Here is a 19351-nt window from a genome sequence, read left to right on the forward strand (position 1 = left end):
CTCGCCCGGATGCTTCCCCGGGCCGACGCGCCGCCGCCGGCCGGCGGCGACCCTGGATTGCAGGAACCCGCCGAGGAGGACATCGTGCATCCCGAACAAGTCACCAGGCCCGAGCCGGCCCGGCTGCGGACCTCCGACACCGAACGCGAGGAGATCGCCGAGATCGTGCGCGCCGCGATGGCCGAGGGCCGTCTCAGCCTGGACGAGGGTGAGGAACGCCTGGCCGGCGCATACGCCGCGAAGTACCGCGACGAGTTGGATCAGCTGACCCGGGACCTGCCGCACGGCGGCCGGCAGGCGCTGGCCCGCATGCCACACCGGCGCGCCGCGACACGCCGGTCGTTGCAGCGGCACGGCAGCTTCGTCATGATCGCCGCCGGGGTGCTGACCGCGCTCTGGCTGCTCTCCGGCGCGCACTGGTTCTGGCCGGCCATCCCGCTGTTCTTCCTGGTGATGGGCCTGATCCGGCACGCCCGCTGGGGCCACTACGAGCTTCGCTACACGCACACGGCGCACCTGCGCCACTGATGGACGACTGTCGGGTGGCCGACTCCACTCCGCTGTGGACGTGCCGGTCGTTGATCTTCGCTCCCCGCTCTGCGAGAGTGTCGCAGTTTGTTCGGGGAGGGACGACGCACATGATGGGTCCGTCGCACGCACTGTCGGGGGCGGCCGCCTGGCTGGCCGGCAGCTGGGCGCTCGACCAGTTCGCTGACTATCACCAGACGCCGCTGATGATCGGCGTGGGCACCGCGATGGCCGCCGGCGGCGCGCTGCTGCCCGACTTCGACCTGTCCGGCAAGGTGACCACCAACCAGGGTGGCGCCACGGTCGCCCGTACCTTCGGGGTCATCTCGCTCTTCGTGGCCGAGGTGATCGAGAAGATCTCGCTGGGGATCTACACGGCGACCCGGCAGAGCAAGGACCCGAAGCGGGACCACGGGCACCGGACCTTCACGCACACCCTGCCGTTCGCGGCACTGATCGGCTGGGGCACCACCGAGCTCGCCGCGCACTACGGCAAGTGGGCGGTGGTCGGCATCATCTTCTTCATGGCCGGCCTGGCGCTGCGCGGCCTGTTCGAGAAGTGGGCGGAGAAGGCCGGCTGGCTGATCGTCACGCTCGCCGCGGCCGCCATCGCCTGGTTCACCGCGGTCAACCTGCCCGGCGACCGGGGCTATCCGCTGCTCGGTTTCGCGGTCGGCGCCGGCTGTGTGGTGCACCTGCTCGGCGACATGATCACCAAGAACGGCGTGCCGATCTTCTGGCCGATCCCGACCGGGCGTGGCCGGATGTGGCGGATGATCGGCATCCCGAACCGGTTCGCGGTGAAGGTCGGCGGCAAGACCGAGACGGTCATCCTGAGCACCGCCTTCACGGTGATCTCCCTGGTGTCGCTCGTCGGCCTGTTCGCGCCGGTCCTCCTGGAGCGCCTGAACCTGGACATCTGGGCGTCCAAGTAGCCCACGCACGTCCGGGCGTCCAGCGCCCGGACGTGCCTGCAGGGCGGCTCAGAGGCGGCTCAGCACCTTCTCGACGATCCTGTCGAGGGGCAGCGTCGCGTCCACGCCGATCCCGTTCTCGTCCACGCCCAGCGGCTCCAGGACGGCGAACTGCGACGCGACCAGGGTGCTCGGCATGAAGTGGCCGGACCGCCCGTTCACCCGGGCGGTCGCGACCTCCGGGGTCAGCACCAGGTGGACGAAGAACGCACCCGGGTCGCCGCCGCGCAGCACGTCGCGGTAGACCCGCTTGAGCGCGGAGCAGGACACCACCAGCCCCCGCCCCGCCGCCGTCCCGATCCGGCCGGCGATCGCCGCCAGCCACGGCTCGCGGTCGGCGTCGGTGAGCGCCTCACCGCCGTGCATCTTGGACACGTTGGACGGTGGGTGGAAGTCGTCGGCCTCCGCGTACGGCACCTCGAGCCGGTCGGCCAGCGCCTTGCCGACCGTGCTCTTGCCGCAGCCGGCGACCCCCATCACCACGATCGGGACCATCCCCGGGCTCTCCCGTCAGTCGATCGAGTAGGCCAGGTTCGGCCGCAGCCAGCGTTCCACCTCGGACACCGGCACGCCACGCCGGGCGGCGTAGTCCTCGACCTGATCCTTACCCAGCCGGCCGACGGTGAAGTACTTCGACTCGGGGTGGGCGAAGATCAGGCCGCTGACCGCGGCGGCCGGCATCATGGCGAAGGACTCGGTCAGGGCGACGCCGATCCGGCCGGTGTCGAGCAGCTGGAACAGGTCCCTCTTCTCGCTGTGGTCGGGGCAGGCGGGGTAGCCCAGCGCGGGGCGGATGCCACGGAACCGCTCGGCGTGCAGATCCGCCAGCTTCGGCTTCGCGTCCGGCTCGAACCACTCGCGACGGGCCTTGAGGTGCAAATACTCGGCGAACGCCTCGGCCAGCCGGTCGGCCAGCGCCTTGACCATGATGGCGCGGTAGTCGTCGTGCTCCGCCTCGTACTTCGCGGCCAGCTTCTCGGCTCCGTGGATCGCTACTGCGAATCCGCCCAGGTGATCGCTCCCCCGTTGGTTTTCGTCCGGGTTTTCCCCGCGGGAAGGCAAGGGCGCGATGTAGTCGGCGAGGCAGCGGTTGGCGCGTCCGGCCGGCTTCTCGGTCTGCTGACGCAGCATCGGGAAGCTCCGGCCGTTCTCCAGGACGATGTCGTCGCCCTCCGCGTGGGCCGGCCAGAAGCCGTACAGGCCGCGGGCCTGGAACGAGCCGTCCGCGATGATCTTGTCGAGCATGGTGTTGGCGTCGTCGAAGAGCTCCTTGGCGACCGGCTCCTTCAGGATCGCCGGGTACTTGCCCTTCAGCTCCCAGGCCAGGAAGAGGAACTGCCAGTCGATCAGCTCACGCAGCTCGGCGATGGTCGGCTGCACCTCGCGTACGCCGGTGAAGGTCGGGACGGGCAGGTCGGCGAAGTCGACCGGCTCCCGGTTGGCGCGCGCCTGGGCGAGGGTGAGCAGCGGCTGGGCGTGCCGCTTCTCGTGCTGCTCGCGCAGCCGCTCCTGCTCGGCGCGGTTGGCCTCGTCCAGCTTTACCGAACGGTCGGCGTCGAGCAGATCGGAGACGACGCCGACGACCCGGGACGCGTCGAGGACGTGGACGGTGGGGCCGTCGTACGCCGGCGCGATCCGTACCGCGGTGTGCTGCTTGGAGGTGGTCGCCCCGCCGATCAGCAGCGGCAGCTTGATGCCGCGCCGCTGCATCTCGGCGCCGACCGCGACCATCTCGTCCAGCGACGGGGTGATCAGCCCGGACAGGCCGATCACGTCGGCGCCCTCGGCGATCGCGGTGTCCAGGATCTTCGCGGTCGGCACCATCACGCCGAGGTCGATCACCTCGTAGTTGTTGCAGCCGAGCACGACGCCGACGATGTTCTTGCCGATGTCGTGGACGTCGCCCTTGACCGTGGCGAGCACGACCTTGCCCTGGCCGCGGGCACCCTCGGCCTTGTCCTTCTCCATGTACGGCAGCAGGTAGGCGACCGAGCGCTTCATCACCCGGGCGCTCTTGACCACCTGGGGCAGGAACATCTTGCCGGAGCCGAACAGGTCGCCGACGATGCCCATGCCGTCCATCAGCGGGCCCTCGATGACGTCGAGCGGCCGGGGCAGCTTCTGCCGGGCCTCCTCGGTGTCCGCCTCGATGAAGTCGACGATGCCGTGCACCAGCGCGTGGCTGAGCCGCTCCTCGACGGTCGTCTCGCGCCAGGAGAGGTCGATCTCGCGCTTGGCACCGCTGCCGGTGACCGTGGAGGCGAAGGTGACCAGGCGGTCGGTAGCGTCCTCGCGCCGGTCGAAGATCACGTCCTCGACCAGTTCCAGCAGGTCGGCCGGGATGTCCTGGTAGACCGCGAGCTGGCCGGCGTTGACGATGCCCATGTCCAGACCGGCCTTGACGGCGTGGAACAGGAACGCCGAGTGCATCGCCTCACGGACGATGTCGTTGCCGCGGAACGCGAAGGAGAGGTTGGAGATGCCACCGCTGGTGCGGGCGCCCGGGCAACGCTCCTTGATCAGCGGCAGCGCCTCGATGAAGTTCTTCGCGTACCCGTTGTGCTCGGCGATACCGGTGGCGACGGCGAGCACGTTCGGGTCGAAGATGATGTCGGTGGGGTCGAACCCGTCCCCGACGAGCAGGTCGTAGGCGCGGGCACAGATCTCGACCTTGCGCTCGGTGGTGTCGGCCTGGCCCTGCTCGTCGAAGGCCATCACCACGGCGCCGGCACCGAAGGCACGGATCCGGCGGGCCTGCTCCAGGAAGAGCTCCGGGCCCTCCTTCAGGCTGATCGAGTTGACCACGCCCTTGCCCTGCACGCACTTGAGGCCGGCCTCGAGCACGTTCCACTTCGAACTGTCGATCATGATCGGGATCCGGGCCACCTCGGGCTCGGTCGCGATCAGGTTCAGGAACGTGACCATGGCCTGCTCGCTGTCGAGCAGGTCGGCGTCCATGTTCACGTCGAGCAGGTTGGCGCCGCCGCGGACCTGGTCGAGGGCCACGTCGACGGCGGCCTGGTGGTCGTCGGCCTCGATCAGCCGGCGGAACTTGGCCGAGCCGGTCACGTTCGTGCGCTCGCCGATCATGACGAAGCCGGTGTCCGGGCCGATCTCGAACGGCTCCAGCCCGCTGAACCGGGTGGTCGGCGCGGGCGGGTCGATCCGGCGGGGCGCGACCCCCTGGACCGCCTGGGCGATCGCCGCGATGTGCGGGGGCGTGGTGCCGCAGCAGCCGCCGACGATGTTGACCAGGCCGGATTCGGCGAACTCGCGGATCAGGCCGGCGGTCTCCGCCGGGGTCTGGTCGTAGCCGCCGAACGCGTTGGGCAGACCGGCGTTCGGGTGGGAGGCGACGAAGGTGTTCGACAGGCGGGCCAGCTCGGCCACGTGCGGGCGGGCCTCGGCCGCACCGAGCGCGCAGTTCACACCGACGACCAGCGGCTCGGCCCGCTCGATGGAGCGCCAGAAGGCTTCGACGGTCTGGCCGGAGAGGGTCCGGCCGGAGAGGTCGACGATGGTGACCGAGATCCACAGCGGCAGGTGCGGCGCGACCTCCCGGGCCGCCGCGATCGCCGCCTTGGCGTTCAGCGTGTCGAAGATCGTCTCGATCATCAGCAGGTCGACGCCGCCCTCGTCGAGGGCCTGGATCTGCTCCGCGTACGCCGCCTTGACCTGGTCGTACGTCACCGCGCGGTACGCCGGGTCGTCGACCTTGGGCGAGAGCGAGAGGGTCACGTTGAGCGGGCCGATCGAGCCGGCGACGAACCGGCCGCCGGCCTCGTCGGCGGCCTGCCGGGCGAGCCGCGCCCCCTGGATGTTCATCTCGCGCACCAGGTGCTCCAGACCGTAGTCGGCCTGGGCGATGCTGGTCGCGGTGAAGGTGTTGGTGGTGGTGATGTCGGCGCCGGCCGCCAGGTACTGCCGGTGGACGTCGAGGATGACGTCCGGCCGGGTCAGGATCAGCAGGTCGGGGTCGCCGGTGACGTCCTTCGGGTGATCCGCGGGGATCAGGTCGCCGCGGTAGTCGGCCGGGGTCAGCCGGGCGCCCTGCAGCATGGTGCCCCAGGCGCCGTCGAGGACCAGAACCCGCTCGGCGAGCAGTTCGCGCAGCTTGGTGACGGTTTGCGTCACGGGATACACCTCCGAGAGAGTCGGAGGCGCCCTTGTTCGCGGGTGGATCACCGGTCGAGCGTGACGGGTGGCCCCGCTGCAGCGCCTCTCGGCCGGACCCCCAACTTTACCCACTCCCTCACTTGGCATCCGCGTAGGAACCAACCACTGAGACGTCCAGCGGGAACCGCACCTCGGTGGCGCCGAAAAGCATCCGTCCGGCCCTGGTGGCGCACTCGCGAACCGCTTCGGAAACCTGTTCTGCCTGGTCAGCTGGGCAGTGCACGACCACCTCGTCGTGCACGAACGCGACCAGCTCGGCCCGCGTGCCGGCCAGCGCGGTCCGGAGGGTGGCGAGCAGGATCAGCGCCCACTCGGCGGCGGTGGCCTGGATCACGAAGTTCCGGGTGAATCGCCCCCTCGCCCGTCCGGGTGGTGGAGCCACCTCATCGGGTGGATCCAGCCCGGCGTCGCGGGCCGGGCCGGCGGCCGGTGGACAGGTGCGGCCGAGCCAGGAGCGGACGAGCCCGCCGTTCTCCCCCGTCCGGGCGGCCTGCTCCACGTAGTCGAAGGCGGTCGGGTAGTGCCGGCGGAGCACGGCCAGGGCCGGGAGCGCGTCACCCCCGGTCTGCCCGTACATCGCGCCGATCAGGGCGATCTTGGCCTTGGCCCGGTCGCCGGCGAACGAGTCCCGGGCCAGCGCGGCGTAGAGGTCACCCGCGGCGGCGGCCCGGGCCAGCCGGTCGTCGCCGGAGACCGCGGCCAGGATCCGGGGCTCGAGCTGCCCGGCGTCGGCGACCACGAACGTCCAGCCGGGGTCGGCGATCACCGCCCGGCGGATCACCTTGGGAACCTGCAGCGCGCCGCCGCCCCGGGCGCCCCAGCGGCCGGAGACGACGCCGCCCGGCACGTACTCCGGGTGGAAGCGCCCGTCGCGGACCCAGGAGTCGAGCCAGGTCCAGCCGTTCGCCGTCCAGAGCCGGTAGAGCTCCTTGAACTCGAGCAGCGGGGCGACCGCCGGGTGGTCGATCTCGCGCAGCACCCAGCGCCGCGTGTTCGGGATCTGGATGCCGGCCCGGGCGAAGGCGCGGACCACCTCGGCCGGCAGGTCGGGGTGCAGGTTGTGGGTGCCGAACGCCGCGTTGATCTCCGCGGTCAGCTCGGCGAGGCGGCGCGGCGGGCCGACCGGCTGGGGCGGGCCGAGCAGCTCGCGCAGCAGCCGGTCGTGCACGTCGGCGCGCCAGGGCAGGCCGGTGTGGCCCATCTCGGCGGCGACCAGGGCGCCGGCCGACTCGGCGGCGACGAGCGTCCGGAAGCGGCCGGGGTGTTCGGTCCCGGCGAGGCGGCGCTGCTGATCCGCGTACACCTCGATGATCGCCTGTTCGGCGTCGAAGCCGGCGGCGGGCGGCGGGCCGGCGGTTTCGAAGAGCGCACCCTGGGCGAAGCCCGGGGGCGCGGGCTCCGAGCGTGGCGGGTCGGGATGGACCGGGAGGCCGTGCAGCCGGGCCCGGGCCGCGGCGAGCCCCCGTGGCTCGCCCCAGCGCCCGGCGTGCCCGGAGAGCAGCGCCTCGGTCAGCTCCAGGTCATGGCAGCGCGCGACCCGGACGCCGGCGCGCAGCAGCGCGGGATAGATGTCGGTGGTGGCCGGCCAGATCCAGCGTGGCTGATCCGCCGCCTCCCGCTCGGCGATCGCGGTGGCGAGGTCGGCGACGGGACGCGACGGGACGCCGGCGGGCATCTCCACGAGGCGTCCGCCCCGGCCCTCCGCATCCTGAACCGCCGCCACCAGCATGATCAGCATTGTCACCCGGGGGTGTGACAGTTTTCCCCGGGACCACGCCGCCGGTGAGAACGGGTACGGGCCGGGCCGCCACCCCGGTGAGGTGGTGCGCCCGGCCCGTCATCGGTCCGTAGGTCGTACGGCCGAGGGTCCTACTTGACCGCGCCCGCGGTCAGACCCGCCTGGATCTGCCGCTGGAAGATGCCGTAGACCACGATCATCGGCAGGATGGAGAGGGTCAGCGCGGCGAACAGCGTGGACCACTCGGCGTGGTAGCCGGCCGAGACGCTGATGTTCGCGATGCCCTGGGTGAGTACCCAGTTCGCGTCGGAACCGGCACCCTGCATGATCACGACCGGCAGCAGGTACTGGTTCCACTGGCCGACGATGTTGAAGATCGTGATGCTGATCAGGCCGGACTTGGCCATCGGCATCATGATCTGGAAGAACCGCCGCAGGTGGCCGGCCCCGTCCACGAGCGCCGCCTCGTCGATCTCGGCGGGCAGCGTCCGGAAGAACGCCACCAGGAAGAACACGGTGAACGACAGCGAGTAGGCGATGTAGACCAGGATCAGGCCGGTGAACGTGTTCAGCAGGCCCATGCTCTTCACGATGCCGAAGATCGGGGCGAGCGCCATGAACGTGGGAAACGCCAGGCCGGAGACGAACAGGTAGTAGATCGCCCGGTTGCCGGGGAACTTGTAGCGGGCCAGGACGTACGCGGCCATCGAACCCAGCAGCATGGTGCCGGCCGTGCTGATCGCGACCACGAAGACGCTGTTCAGGAAGTACTGCCCGATGTGCGCCTCGCTCCAGGCGTCGGTGTACGTCTTGAACGAGAAGTGCTCGGGCAGCGCGAACGGCTTGCCCAGGAAGATCTCGGAGTTGCTCTTGAACGAGGCGAGCAGCACCCAGATCAGCGGGCCGGCGGTCGCCAGCGCCCAGAGCAGCAGGGCGATGTGCGCCATGCCGTTGAGCGGGTTGACCCGGCGCTCCCGGGTGGCGACGGGGGCGGGCTTGGTGGCGACCGCGGGCGGGTCGGTAACCAGGTTCGTCATCTCGATCTCCGCGGGTCAGGCGTTGACGGCGTCGCGACGGGTGACCCGCAGGGTCAGCGCGGCGAACGTCAGGGTCAGGAAGAACAGCACCACGCCGATCGCGGAGGCGTAACCGGCCTGCGAGTTCTGGAAGGCGTTCAGGTAGATCTGGTAGCTCAGCACCTGGGTCGCGTTGTCCGGGCCGCCCTTGTTCACCGACATGATGTTGACCAGGGCGAAGCAGTCGAACGCGGCGATGCCGAGGTAGACCCAGGCGACCTGGAGCGTGTCCCAGAGCAGCGGCAGCGTGATCCGGAAGAACAGCGTCACCTTGGTGGCGCCGTCCAGCGCCGCCGCCTCGTAGATCTCCTGCCCGATCGAGCCCATGCCGGCCGAGAAGAGCACCACGTAGAAGCCGATCTGCTGCCAGACCAGCACGATCCCGATGCAGGCCAGCGCCCAGCGCTCGTCGGCCAGGAAGAGCCACGGCGACCACGAGTCGGGGAAGAGACCGTTGAGCATGCCGCTGCGGTCCGAACCGAACACCCGGCCGAAGATGACCGCGACGATGGCGAGCGCCAGCAGTTGCGGGAAGAAGAAGATGACCCGGTAGACCTTGGAGCCCCACACACCCTGGGTGACACCACCGCGGCTCTTGCCGCCGACGTTCAGCAGGAACGCGAAGAACAGGGCGAACGCGATGGTGACGATCGGCATCGCGATCAGGATGTAGATGTTGTGCCGCAGGGCGACCCAGAAGACCGGGTCGTCCCACAGCTTCACGAAGTTGTCGACGCCGATGTAGTTGAACCCGCCGAAGCCCGACCAGTCCGTCAAGGACAGCTGGAACATCTGCAGGTAGGCGCCGACCACGAAGACCAGATAGAGCGCCAGCGGCACGACAAGGAAACCGATGATGAAGGGGTACTTGCCGTGCCGCATGACGCCTACCTAGGGGTTGAAGACCGGATCAGGAACGGGTGAACTTGGTGATCGAGGAGTCCTTGGCGACGGCCTGCGAGGCGGCCTCCATGGTGTCGCAGAACTTCTTCGCGTCGCCGCCCTTGAACATCAGCTGGTTCGCGGCCTCACGGGAGGCGTCGTCCAGCTTCTTGTACCAGGTGTCGAAGAGGTAGCCCATGAAGACTTCCTGGCCGGCCTTGCCCAGAGCGTCGTTGGCGCTGGTGAGTCCGGGCGAGATCACGACGCCGTCAGCGGCGCCGGCGACCACGGTCAGCGACTTGGTGAGCTTGGTGAACTCCAGCGCCGCCTGCTTCGAGAGCATGGTGCGCAGGTACTCCTTGCCACCCTGCGGGTTCTTGCTCTTGGCCGCCGCGAAGTAGATCTCGCCGGCCGCGGCGTTGATCGCGGTCGCCTTCAGCTTGTCCGCGGTGGTGACGCTCGGGAACGCCATCATGGCGTACTCGAAGGTCGCCGGGGTGCTGGCGGCCTGCTCGTTCTCCAGCCAGGAGCCACACGGGTAGAAGGCGACCTTGTCCTGGTTCTGCTGCAGCTGGACCTCGGTGTGCTTGAGGCCCAGGAAGGACTTGTCGATGTACTTGTTGCCGACCTCACCCCAGGCCTTGGCGGCCTGCAGCACGGCGTCGTTGGTCCAGGCGCCCGGCTTCAGGTTGTCGATGTCCTTCAGCACCTGCTCGGTGCCGATCTTCGCGGCGCTGGTCATGATCGCGCGGACCATGTAGTACGGCGCGTTGGCACCCGCGTAGCCGAACGGCGTGATGCCGGCCGCCTTGATCTTGTCGAGCAGGGCGGTGAAGTCGGCCCAGGTGGTCGGGAGCGTCCAGCTGTTCTTGTCGAACAGCTTCTTGTTGTACCAGAGGCCGAAGACGGTGAAGGAGTAGTTCACCGCGAACGGCTTGCCGTCGTAGGTGCCCTGCTGGACGGCGCCCGGGACCAGGGTCTCGGCGACCGTCTTGCCGGCGATGTCCAGCGACGGGGCGGCGAACAGGTCGCTCAGGTCGGCCGCCTGGCCGGCCTTGACGATGGCGCCGAAGTCCATGATGTCCGAGCCGGAGTTGTTGATCATGTCGGGCGCGGAGCCCGCGTTCAGCCGCGGCTTGATCGTGGTGGCGACCTGCTGGGTGGCCGAGTACGTGATCTTCGCGTCCGGCCACTTCTTGTTGAAGAGCGGGGTGTCGACGTCGGTGGCGTACTTGGTGCCGAGACCACCGTCGAAGATCACGATCTCGACGCCGGCCTTCGGGTCGATACCCAGCGGGTTGTCGGCCGACTTGGTGCCGGTCGCCTGCTTGGTGTCACCGCTGTCGTCGGAGCCGGCACAGGCGCTAAGGAAGCTCACGCCGGGAGCCGCGACCAGGCCCACCGCGGCGGCGCGGCGGAGCAGGGTACGACGGTCCAGCGAAGAGTTAGTCATCTCAGACATCGATGTCCTTTCAGGTGTAACAGGGTTTGGATCAGCCCTTGACTGCGCCGGCGGTCAGCCCGGTGGCGATGTTCCGCTGGATCAACAGGAAGAAGATCACCACAGGTAGGGAAGTGATGATCGCACCGGCCATGAGGGGCCCCCAGGCGGTACCGCGTTCGGTTTGGTTCTGCAACAGCCAGGCCATCAGGTTCTGCTTGGCCGGACTGTTGAGCGTATTGATGATGATGAATTCATTCCAGGCCTGGATGAATCCGTAGACCGCGGTGGCGACCAGGCCGGGGCCGGTGAGCGGCAGGATGATCCGCCAGAACACCTGCGGCCGGGTGCAGCCGTCGATCATGGCGGCCTCGTCCAGCTCCTTCGGAATGCCGGCGATGAAGCCACGCAGCGTCCAGACCGTGTACGGCAGCAGCAGCACCAGGTAGACCAGCGCGACGCCGATCAGGCTGTTGGTGAGCTCCCAGCCCTGCAGCATCAGGAAGAGCGGGATGAGCAGGGCGAGCAGCGGCACCAGCTGGACACAGAGGATGATCATGATGATCGCCCGGCGACCATAGAAGTTGAAGCGCGCGATCGCAAGAGCCGCGAGGAAGCCGACGACCAGTGCCGCGGCCACCGCCAAACCGGTGATGATCAGGCCGTTGACCAGTCCGGAAAGGAAGTTCTCCGCCTTGATCGCGGACACGAAGTTGTCCAGCGTCGGGTGGGCCGGAAGGAAGTACGGCTCGAAGCTCATCACCTCGTCGCGCGGCTTGAACGCGGTGTTGAGCACCCAGTACACCGGGAAGATCATGACGAGCGCGAAGAGCACGCCGCCGGTGTTCGCGAAGATCGTGCCGATGCGGCTGCGTCCGACGGTCAGCACGCCGTCGTCCTGACGAGCGGCCATCAGTCCACCTCTCCGATCTTGAACATCTGGCGGATGTAGAACACCATCACGCCGAGCATCAGCAGCACCGTGATCACCGCGATCGCCGACCCGTAGCTGTACCGGGACTGACCGAACGCCTGGGTGTACGAGTACGTCGCCAGCGTCTGGAAGTACGGCTCCGGATGCCCGGAACGGAACACCCAGACCTGCGTGAAGAGCCCGAAGTTCCAGATCACCGACAGCGTGGTGACGATGGTCAGCAGCGGCTTCAGGATCGGCAGGGTGATGTTGCGCAGCGCCTGCCAGGCGGTCGCGCCGTCCACCGTGGCGGCTTCGAGCAGCTCCTTGGGCACCTGGGTGAGGCCGGCGCTGAGCGAGATCGCCAGGAACGGGATGCCGGCCCAGACCACCAGCACGGTGATCAGCGTCCAGCCCTGCCACGGGTTCACGAACCAGCTGTGGTTCGCGTAGTCGACCCCGGGGATCTTGTCGATCAGGTAGTTCAGCACCCCGAAGTCGGAGTCGGTCAGCCAGACGAAGGCCTGCGCGGCGACCAGCTGCGGCAGCGCCCAGACGAACATCATCGCGATCATCATGGCCAGTCGGACCCGGCGGTGCACCCGGCGCATCAGCAGCGCCACGGCCAGCCCGGCCAGCACCGAGACGGTCACCGAGACCACAGTGAACGCGGCGGTCCGCCCGACCACGCCCCAGAACGTCGAGTCGGTCAGCGCCTTCTGGTACTGCTCGAAGCCGACCCACGGCGGGGCGACTCCGGTGAGCAGCTCCCGCAGCCGCATGTTCTGGAAGGAGAGCACGATCATGCGGTACAGCGGGCGGCCCAGCAGCAGCGCCAGCACCAGCAGGGTGGGCAGCGTGAGCAGCCAGGGCACCAGAGCATCGTGGCGACGGCGCCGCGACGGCCGCTGGGCGGCCGGTTTCTGCACGGTGACCCCACCGGCCGCCTGCGGCCGGGTCGTCGGGGAGTCGACGGCGGTCATCAGCTAGTCCTCTTCCACGAGGGGGTGCACCGCCCGCCCGGGCAGGGCGGGCGGCACCTGGTCGTCAGGACTCGTTGAGGGTGGTGTTGATCTGGTCGTCGGCCCACTTGGTGGCGTCGGCGACGCTCTTCTTACCGGTCAGCACGTCCGTCAGCATGGTCTGCAGGACGTTGCCCTTCTCGACGTCCGCCCACTTCTCGGCGTTCGGCGGGAACCAGCTCTGCTTGGCGGCGAGGGCGGCCGGAGCGATCGTCGGGTTGTCCGCGGCGGCCTTGTCCATCAGCGAGGACGCGTTCGGCAGGGCGTTCGCCTTGACCAGACCGGCCATCGAGGTGCTGTCGGTGAAGGCCTTGATCCACTGAGCGGCCAGCTCCTTGTTGGCGCTCTTCTGGGTCACGCCCAGGTTCGAGCCACCGAGGAAGGAGGGGATCTCCGGCAGCGGCGCGGCGGCCAGCTTGCCCTTCACCTTGGTCGGGACCAGCGGCGAGTTGGGGTCGTTCGGGTCCTTGCGGACCTCCTCGGCCACACCCTGCTCCCAGGCGTTGCCGTAGAACATGCCCGCCTGGCCCTGCGAGAAGATGCCGGCCTGGTCGTTCTCGTTCTTGGTGACGTCGGCCTTCGAGTACTTCTTGACCGCGTCGACCCAGCGCTGCAGACCCTGCTGGGAGGCCGGCTGCGAGAGCTGGCCGACCCACTTGTCGCCGTCCTTCTTGGCGATGTCGCCACCGGTCGACTTGACGAACGACATCGCGGCGTACCAGTACTGGCCCGGCATGTAGAAGGAGCCGAACTTGCTGTTGCCCTTCGCCCCGGTCTGGAGCTTCTCGGCGTCCGCGAGGAACTCGTCGTAGGTCTTCGGGGCGGCGGTGATGCCGGCGGCCTTGAAGAGGTCGGTGCGGTAGATCAGCACCCGGGCACCCGCGTAGTAGGGCACGCAGTAGGTCTTGCCGTCCAGCTCACAGGCGCCGGAGAGGCCGGAGAGCCAGGTGTCGGAGTTCTCGAAGTCGGACTTGTTCACCTCGGCGAAGCCACCGTTGAAGACGTACTTCGAGAACTCGGTGTTGCCGAGCTCGACCACGTCCGGAACGTCCGAGCCGGCCAGCGTCGCGTCCAGCTTCGTGAGGTGGTTGGCCCACTGCTGGTACTCGACGTTCACCTGGGCGCCGGTCGCCGCGGTGAACCGCTTGGTCGCGTCGTCGACGACGTTCTTCCAGGATGTCTGGGCGTCCACCATCAGCCAGACCTTGATGGTCTTGCCGGTGCCGTCGACCTTGGTGTCGGTCGAAGCGGTGCCCTTGTCGTCACTGTTGGAACCACACGCGGCGGTGCCGAGCAGCGTCGCAGCGAGCGCCGCGGCGACCGCGATCTTGCGCTTCACTTTTCCTCCCGAAGGGATTTCATTCAAAAAGGGTGGTGGTGGTGCGATTCAGGCGTCTTTCGCCGCCTTGTGGCCGTGCACCGCCTGAGCGGTGCGCTGGAAGGCGGCGTGCGAGCGTTCGTGGGTTCGCTGCGCGACGGCGACGTACAGAAGATCGAGGACCACCAGCTGCGGATGCCGCGCGGAGAGCGCGTCCGGCCGGAAGGTGGTCGCCTGGGTGGCGGTGAGCAGGACGATGTCGGCGAGCTCGGCCAGCGGGGAACGGGGGAAGCTGGTCAGCGCGATGGTGGTGGCGCCCCGGCTGCTCGCCTCGGCGAGCAGCTCGATCGTCTCGCCGGTCTCGCCACTGTGCGAGATCCCGAGCGCGACGTCGCCGGGCCGGGACAGCGCGGCGCTGGCCAGACCGTTGTGCACGTCGGTCCAGGCCCACACCGGGATGCCGATGCGGTGCAAACTGAACTGCATCTCCTCGCCGACCAGCGCACTTCCGCTGGCGCCGAAGATGTTCACCCGTGCCGCGCCGGCGATCGCCACCGCGGCCCGCTCCACCTCGCCCAGGTCCAGCAGCGAGGCGGTGTCGTGCATGGCCCTGGTGTCGGCGGCCATGATCTGGCCGAGCACCCGCTCCAGGGGGTCATTGGGCTGAATCTCGCGGCCGATGTCCACCGTCCAGCCGGCCAGCCGGGCGCGCCCGGTCTCGGCGGCGATGCCCAGCCGCAGATCCGCGTAGCCGTCGAACCCCAGCGCCCGGCAGAACCGGGTCACGGTCGCCGGTGAGGTGCCGCTGCGCTCGGCGAGCTCCACGATGGTGGCCCGGGAGGCGGCGGCGGGGTCGGCGAGGACCTGCTCGGCGACGCGCTGCAGGGCTCCGGTGAACTCGGGCAGCAGCGTCCGGACCCGGACCAGAACCCCGTCGGAACCCGGGCGGTCCATGGAGTCGCTCCCGTTCCGGTCACTTTTTTCAGTTTTCTCGGTACGGCCGTTGTCCGTGCCGCCGCGGACCCAGCGGCCCTGCTCAAGCCGGTCCCGCATCGTCGGGTCGCTCCCGTTGGGGGCAGCCTGGTCGCGGGCCGGTGAGTCGGCGACCGCGGTCGACGCGGTGCCGTCCATCTCCGGCTCAGCCATCGGACACCCTTTCAGGAAGGACTGTTTACTGTCGCGGTAAAAGTTCTTACTAACCGCCCCCCTGTGTCAAGACTGTGGACGAAGTTTTCAAACCGTTACCTGACCTGGGCCGATGAACGCGTGTTTCGCGGACTCCGAATGGCAGCCATCGATCCGCAAATAACCCTTACAGCGTGGCCCGCATCACATGTCCAAGTTGGGCACGTTTTGCCATCAACTGTTCGGACTGTCGACACAGGGCCGATCAGGCAGGGTCCCATCGACCGAGGGGGCGATTCTCACTACTCCGCGAAACCTCGTCGTCACGCAGGAAACAAGATCAAAATTTTTCTCTTACTGCGGTCGCGCGCCGAGCGGACAACACGAACCGCGAGCGAGCGGCGCGCACCCGGACCGCCGCCGGGACGCGCCGACGACAAGGGGGCGGTCACCGAGGCGCGTCGCGGCCGAGGCCGATCGCGCCCGGGCCGCCCCCGAACGATCGCGGACTACTTGGCGGTCTCCCGGATGGCCTCGGCGAACGCCTCGGACCGGTGCTCGAAGTTCCGGAACCGCCCATAACTCGGCGCCGCCGGCGACAGCAGAACGACACCACCGGCCGGGGTCACCTCCCGAGCCAGCCGAACAGCGTCAGCGAGATCCTCCGACGAAACCGTCGTGATCTTCGACAGCCCAGACAATTCGGACAGAATGCGCGGCCCGCTGTCCGGCATCCCGATCACTGTGAGTTCACGCGAGGCGAGAAAATCTCGCAACGGAGCGTAGTCAAGGCCGCGATCAGTGCCCCCGACCAACACGGTGAGCGGGCGCCCCTCGTAGGCCTCGATGGCATGCATCGCGGAGTACGGCGACGTCGACAGGGTGTCGTCGACGAACGTCACACCCGACGGGTCCTCGATCTCGGTGAGCCGGTGCGGCAGGCCCTGGAACGACCGGACGGCCGCCTCCAACTCGGCCCGCGAGCCGACCACGTCGACGCCCATGCCGTCCAGCACGGCGAGGGCGACACACAGGTTCCGCTCGTTGTGCCTGCCCTTGAGCCGCAGCGCGTCACGCTCGAACAGCGGTTCGTCGCTGCAGAACACCGTGCCGTCCTCGACCCGGAACCGGGAGTCGTCCGCGGCCGCGGGCACCGGGGGGAAGCCGTTGCGGTCGATCACGCCACGGATCTCGTCGCGCAGGCGCTCGTCGGCGCCGTTCACCACGATCAGATCCGGACCGTGGCCGAGGATGTTGAGCTTGTCACGGTAGTACTCGCGCTCACCGCCGTGGGCGTCCAGGTGTTCCGGGAAGAGCGAGGTGACCACGGCCACCCGGGGCGAGTCGGACAGGTCCGCGCACTGGTAGCTGGAGAGCTCCAGGACGTACAGCTCGGCGGGTGGGAGGTCGAGCAGCGGGACGCCGATGTTCCCGCCGTACGCGTTGGGCCGGCCGATCGCGGCCAGCAGGTGGCTGATCAGGCTGGAGGTGGTGCTCTTGCCCTTGCTGCCGGTGACGCCGACGGTCTTCGCGGCGTGGTCGGCCATCCAGAGCGCGCTGCCGCCGGTGACGGTGATCCCGCGGGCGCGCAACTCGGTCATGAACGGGTGGGTGGACGGCACGCCCGGCGAGCGGACCACCACGTCGGCGCTGACCAGGGCGGCGAAGGCGTGCTCGCCGCCGGCCAGCGGCGCGCGCGGGTCGTCCCAGGGGTCGTCGAGGTATCCGGCGCCGTCGTTCACCGCGATCAGCCGGGCCGGCTCGTGCGGGGCGATCGCGTTCACCGCGGCGCGGCCCTCCCTGCCGGTTCCCCAGACCGCCACCGATCGGCCACGCAGGTCTGTCAGGCGCACGTCGTCTCCCCAGGTCAGTTGTTCGCGGGACCGCACTAATATTGCCCGTCGGCCGTCAGACAGGAGTTCCCGGGTGCAGTTCGACGTCATGCGCTTCCCCTCGTACGCGTTCGACCCGACGACGGGGGTCGCCACGTTCGACTACCTTCTCGACGGCCCGGAACCGCTCGAGTTCACCGAGACGATCACGCTCCCGGTGCCGGCCACGCCACAGCACCCCGAGACGCTCCACCGGGTGCTGGAGCTGCTGCACGTGGTCGCCGGCGTGAGCTACTACAAGGTCGGCGCCCCGCGCCGGGTGCTCGCGCCGCGGCCGGTCGCGGCCGAGGTGGCCGCCTGGTTCACCCGCGTCTACACGGACGGGCTGGCGGAGTACGCGTACCGCAACCAGCTCCCGCACGTCCTGGAGCTGACCGTGGAGACCCCGGGCGTGCTGCCCGCCGCGACCCCGGCCGAGGTCACCGGGGCGCCGCTCTCCGCGGTCGGCGGCGGCAAGGACTCGATCGTCACGCTGGAGCTGCTACGCGCGGCCGGGCTCGGCCCGGTGCCGTTCTCGGTGAACCCGAACCCGGTGATCGAGAACGTGAACGCCGCTTCCGGCCTGTCCGCGCTGGCCGCCCGCCGCCGCCTCGACCCGCGCCTGTTCGAGCTGAACAAGGCCGGCGCGCTGAACGGGCACATCCCGGTCACCGCGATCAACTCGCTGATCGCGATCGCCACCGCGGTCTGGCACGGTCTGGGTCCGGTGGTGATGTCGAACGAGCGCTCGGCCTCCGACCCGAACCTGATCTGGAACGGGCACGAGGTGAACCACCAGTGGTCCAAGGGGGTGCTCGCGGAGGGGCTGCTGCGGGACGCGGTGGCGGCGCACACCGGGCTGGTCGACCCGTACTTCTCGCTGCTGCGGACGCTCTCCGAGCTGCACATCGCGCAGCTGTTCGCCGATCACACAGCGTACGATGATGTTGTTACAAGCTGTAACAAGGCTTTCAAGCTGCACGACCCGACGGCGCGCTGGTGCGGTGACTGCCCGAAGTGCCGCTTCGTCTTCCTGGCGATGGCACCGCACATGCCCCGGGAGCGGCTCGCGCACATCTTCGGGCACGACCTGTTCGCGGACCCGGCCCAGGTGCCGGGCTTCCTGGAGCTGCTCGGGGTCGACGCGCACAAGCCGTTCGAGTGCGTCGGGGAGGCCGAGGAGTGCCTGGTGGCGCTCTCGATGCTGACCGACGACGCGCCGGTGCTGGTCGCACTGCGTGCGGCGGTCCCGGCGTCGGCCTGGGCGGACGCGTCACACAGCAACGTGTTCACGCCGGGCGGGCAGCACCACATCCCGCCGGCGTACCTGAAGATCCTCGACGACGCCCTCTGACGGCCGGGGCGGTCACGAGCACTGGAGCACGAGCCAGGACCGGTCGAAGTCACCGACGGCCAGGTCCTGGCGCCGGATCCAGTAGTAGAGCCGACCGGAGTCCGCCCAGACCCAGTCCATGGTGTCGTCCGTGTCGACCTGCCACAGCAGCAGCCAGTCCTCGGCACCCGGCCTGAGCTGCTCGACCCGGGCGCCTTCGAGGCCGGCCGGGTTGCCGTGGTGCACGCCGTTCGCGGCGAGCTGGCATTCCAGCCGCATCGGGCCCTGCAGCAGGTCGGGCCAGCCGAAGACGCGATGCAGCGGGACGTCGTCGTGCTCGAACGCCCGGTAGAAGTCCTCGACCGGGTCGCGGCGCTGCCACCAGTGCTTCCCCCGCCCGGCTTCGACCTCCGGCTCCTCGATCCCCGGCACCGTCCGCACCACGGCGACATCGACGGCGTGCCCGGTGAACGACTCCGAGGGGCCGGAGACGGGGCTGGAAGCGGACCCGACCGCCGAGTCCAGCGGCGTCACCACCACCCGCCAGTGCCCGGCGTCCGCGGGATCGAAGCCCCACCGCTGCTCCGCCCAGTCGTAGAAGAACCCCAGCACCGTCTCCGGCGGCAGGTACGCGGCCCCGAGCCCCGCATTGACGTCGTCGCTGTTCAACTGGCCGAGGAAGTACTGCGCGTTCCCGGAGGGCGAGTACGGCCAGGCGACACCCGGCGCCAGCAGCGGCAGCCCACCGAGGCGGGTCCCCGTCGTGTCCGGGGCGCACTCGGCGGCGACGGTCAGCCGCAGCGAGGGAAGGGCCGTCTCCGCCAGCACCGCCCGCAACTTGGGAAGGGCCGCTCCCAGCAGGTGATCGTCGATCTCCACGCCCGGATCCCCCTCTCCCGCCCGCCGCGGTGAGCAGCACGGCCCGAGACCCGAGTCTGCCCTGACAAGGCGCCT

The 19351-nt window shown here is 69.2% G+C and carries 15 protein-coding genes; 3 read left to right on the forward strand and 12 right to left on the reverse strand.

The window, feature by feature from the left end; translation table 11 throughout:
- Positions 1-84: 84 nt before the first annotated feature.
- Together CHC09_RS06905 and CHC09_RS06910 are read left to right on the forward strand one after the other, a co-directional pair.
- Positions 85-528, forward strand: a complete 444-nt coding sequence (locus CHC09_RS06905) for a DUF1707 SHOCT-like domain-containing protein (protein ID WP_239138182.1) — start codon at positions 85-87, stop codon at positions 526-528.
- 110 nt (positions 529-638) lie between these two features.
- Positions 639-1463, forward strand: a complete 825-nt coding sequence (locus tag CHC09_RS06910; protein WP_089292138.1) for a metal-dependent hydrolase — start codon at positions 639-641, stop codon at positions 1461-1463.
- Between the two features lie 48 nt (positions 1464-1511).
- On the opposite strand, the gene CHC09_RS06915 is transcribed toward CHC09_RS06910, so the two are convergent.
- The 11 genes from CHC09_RS06915 to murD all read right to left on the reverse strand — a co-directional run bounded on the left by CHC09_RS06915 (position 1512) and on the right by murD (position 17046).
- The gene (locus CHC09_RS06915) at positions 1512-1997 is read right to left on the reverse strand and encodes a gluconokinase (RefSeq protein WP_089292139.1); all 486 of its coding nucleotides are present in this window, start codon (positions 1995-1997) and stop codon (positions 1512-1514) included.
- 15 nt (positions 1998-2012) lie between these two features.
- Complete coding sequence (gene metH / locus CHC09_RS06920; protein ID WP_089292621.1) at positions 2013-5636, reverse strand: methionine synthase; 3624 nt, start codon at positions 5634-5636, stop codon at positions 2013-2015.
- A gap of 118 nt (positions 5637-5754) precedes the next feature.
- A complete protein-coding gene (locus CHC09_RS06925) occupies positions 5755-7437 on the reverse strand; it encodes a bifunctional 3'-5' exonuclease/DNA polymerase (protein ID WP_179277001.1) in 1683 nt (560 codons plus the stop codon).
- Positions 7438-7547: 110 nt separating this feature from the next.
- On the reverse strand, positions 7548-8453 hold the full coding sequence (locus CHC09_RS06930; RefSeq protein ID WP_089292140.1) for a carbohydrate ABC transporter permease: 906 nt from the start codon (positions 8451-8453) through the stop codon (positions 7548-7550).
- Positions 8454-8468: 15 nt separating this feature from the next.
- Complete coding sequence (locus CHC09_RS06935; RefSeq protein WP_089292141.1) at positions 8469-9374, reverse strand: carbohydrate ABC transporter permease; 906 nt, start codon at positions 9372-9374, stop codon at positions 8469-8471.
- Positions 9375-9402: 28 nt separating this feature from the next.
- Positions 9403-10836, reverse strand: a complete 1434-nt coding sequence (gene ngcE, locus CHC09_RS06940) for an N-acetylglucosamine/diacetylchitobiose ABC transporter substrate-binding protein (protein WP_089292142.1) — start codon at positions 10834-10836, stop codon at positions 9403-9405.
- Between the two features lie 31 nt (positions 10837-10867).
- Positions 10868-11728, reverse strand: coding sequence for a carbohydrate ABC transporter permease (locus tag CHC09_RS06945; protein ID WP_089292143.1), 861 nt, complete (start codon positions 11726-11728; stop codon positions 10868-10870).
- On the reverse strand, positions 11728-12711 hold the full coding sequence (locus CHC09_RS06950; protein WP_089292144.1) for a carbohydrate ABC transporter permease: 984 nt from the start codon (positions 12709-12711) through the stop codon (positions 11728-11730). The genes CHC09_RS06945 and CHC09_RS06950 overlap by 1 nt, the downstream gene beginning before the upstream one ends.
- Positions 12712-12775: 64 nt before the next feature.
- Positions 12776-14089 carry an extracellular solute-binding protein gene (locus CHC09_RS06955; RefSeq protein ID WP_089292145.1) on the reverse strand — a complete coding sequence of 438 codons (1314 nt, stop codon included), beginning with the start codon at positions 14087-14089 and terminating at the stop codon, positions 12776-12778.
- Between the two features lie 48 nt (positions 14090-14137).
- The gene (locus CHC09_RS06960; protein WP_373871892.1) at positions 14138-15214 is read right to left on the reverse strand and encodes a MurR/RpiR family transcriptional regulator; all 1077 of its coding nucleotides are present in this window, start codon (positions 15212-15214) and stop codon (positions 14138-14140) included.
- A 488-nt stretch (positions 15215-15702) separates the two neighbouring features.
- Positions 15703-17046 carry a UDP-N-acetylmuramoyl-L-alanine--D-glutamate ligase gene (gene murD / locus CHC09_RS06965; protein ID WP_089292624.1) on the reverse strand — a complete coding sequence of 448 codons (1344 nt, stop codon included), beginning with the start codon at positions 17044-17046 and terminating at the stop codon, positions 15703-15705.
- A 73-nt stretch (positions 17047-17119) separates the two neighbouring features.
- On the opposite strand from murD, the gene CHC09_RS06970 reads away from it, so the two are divergent.
- The gene (locus CHC09_RS06970) at positions 17120-18418 is read left to right on the forward strand and encodes a MurL-like N-terminal domain-containing (RefSeq protein WP_483398205.1); all 1299 of its coding nucleotides are present in this window, start codon (positions 17120-17122) and stop codon (positions 18416-18418) included.
- A gap of 12 nt (positions 18419-18430) precedes the next feature.
- Here CHC09_RS06970 and CHC09_RS06975 read toward each other — a convergent pair whose 3' ends face one another.
- Entirely contained in the window at positions 18431-19276 is an 846-nt protein-coding gene (locus tag CHC09_RS06975; protein ID WP_089292146.1) for a YwqG family protein, read from the reverse strand.
- Positions 19277-19351: the final 75 nt, after the last annotated feature.

It is taken from the genome of Actinoplanes regularis (assembly GCF_900188005.1).
In the GTDB taxonomy this organism is placed as follows: Bacteria; Actinomycetota; Actinomycetes; order Mycobacteriales; family Micromonosporaceae; genus Actinoplanes; species Actinoplanes regularis.

Excerpts from the sequence above, each read along its gene's own strand:
- CHC09_RS06930 (WP_089292140.1), bottom strand. The coding sequence starts at position 8,453 with ATGACGAACCTGGTTACCGACCCGCCCGCGGTCGCCACCAAGCCCGCC.
- CHC09_RS06950 (WP_089292144.1), bottom strand. The coding sequence starts at position 12,711 with ATGACCGCCGTCGACTCCCCGACGACCCGGCCGCAGGCGGCCGGTGGG.
- CHC09_RS06910 (WP_089292138.1), top strand. The coding sequence starts at position 639 with ATGATGGGTCCGTCGCACGCACTGTCGGGGGCGGCCGCCTGGCTGGCC.
- ngcE (WP_089292142.1), bottom strand. The coding sequence starts at position 10,836 with ATGTCTGAGATGACTAACTCTTCGCTGGACCGTCGTACCCTGCTCCGC.
- CHC09_RS06960 (WP_373871892.1), bottom strand. The coding sequence starts at position 15,214 with ATGGCTGAGCCGGAGATGGACGGCACCGCGTCGACCGCGGTCGCCGAC.
- CHC09_RS06945 (WP_089292143.1), bottom strand. The coding sequence starts at position 11,728 with ATGGCCGCTCGTCAGGACGACGGCGTGCTGACCGTCGGACGCAGCCGC.
- CHC09_RS06915 (WP_089292139.1), bottom strand. The coding sequence starts at position 1,997 with ATGGTCCCGATCGTGGTGATGGGGGTCGCCGGCTGCGGCAAGAGCACG.
- CHC09_RS06935 (WP_089292141.1), bottom strand. The coding sequence starts at position 9,374 with ATGCGGCACGGCAAGTACCCCTTCATCATCGGTTTCCTTGTCGTGCCG.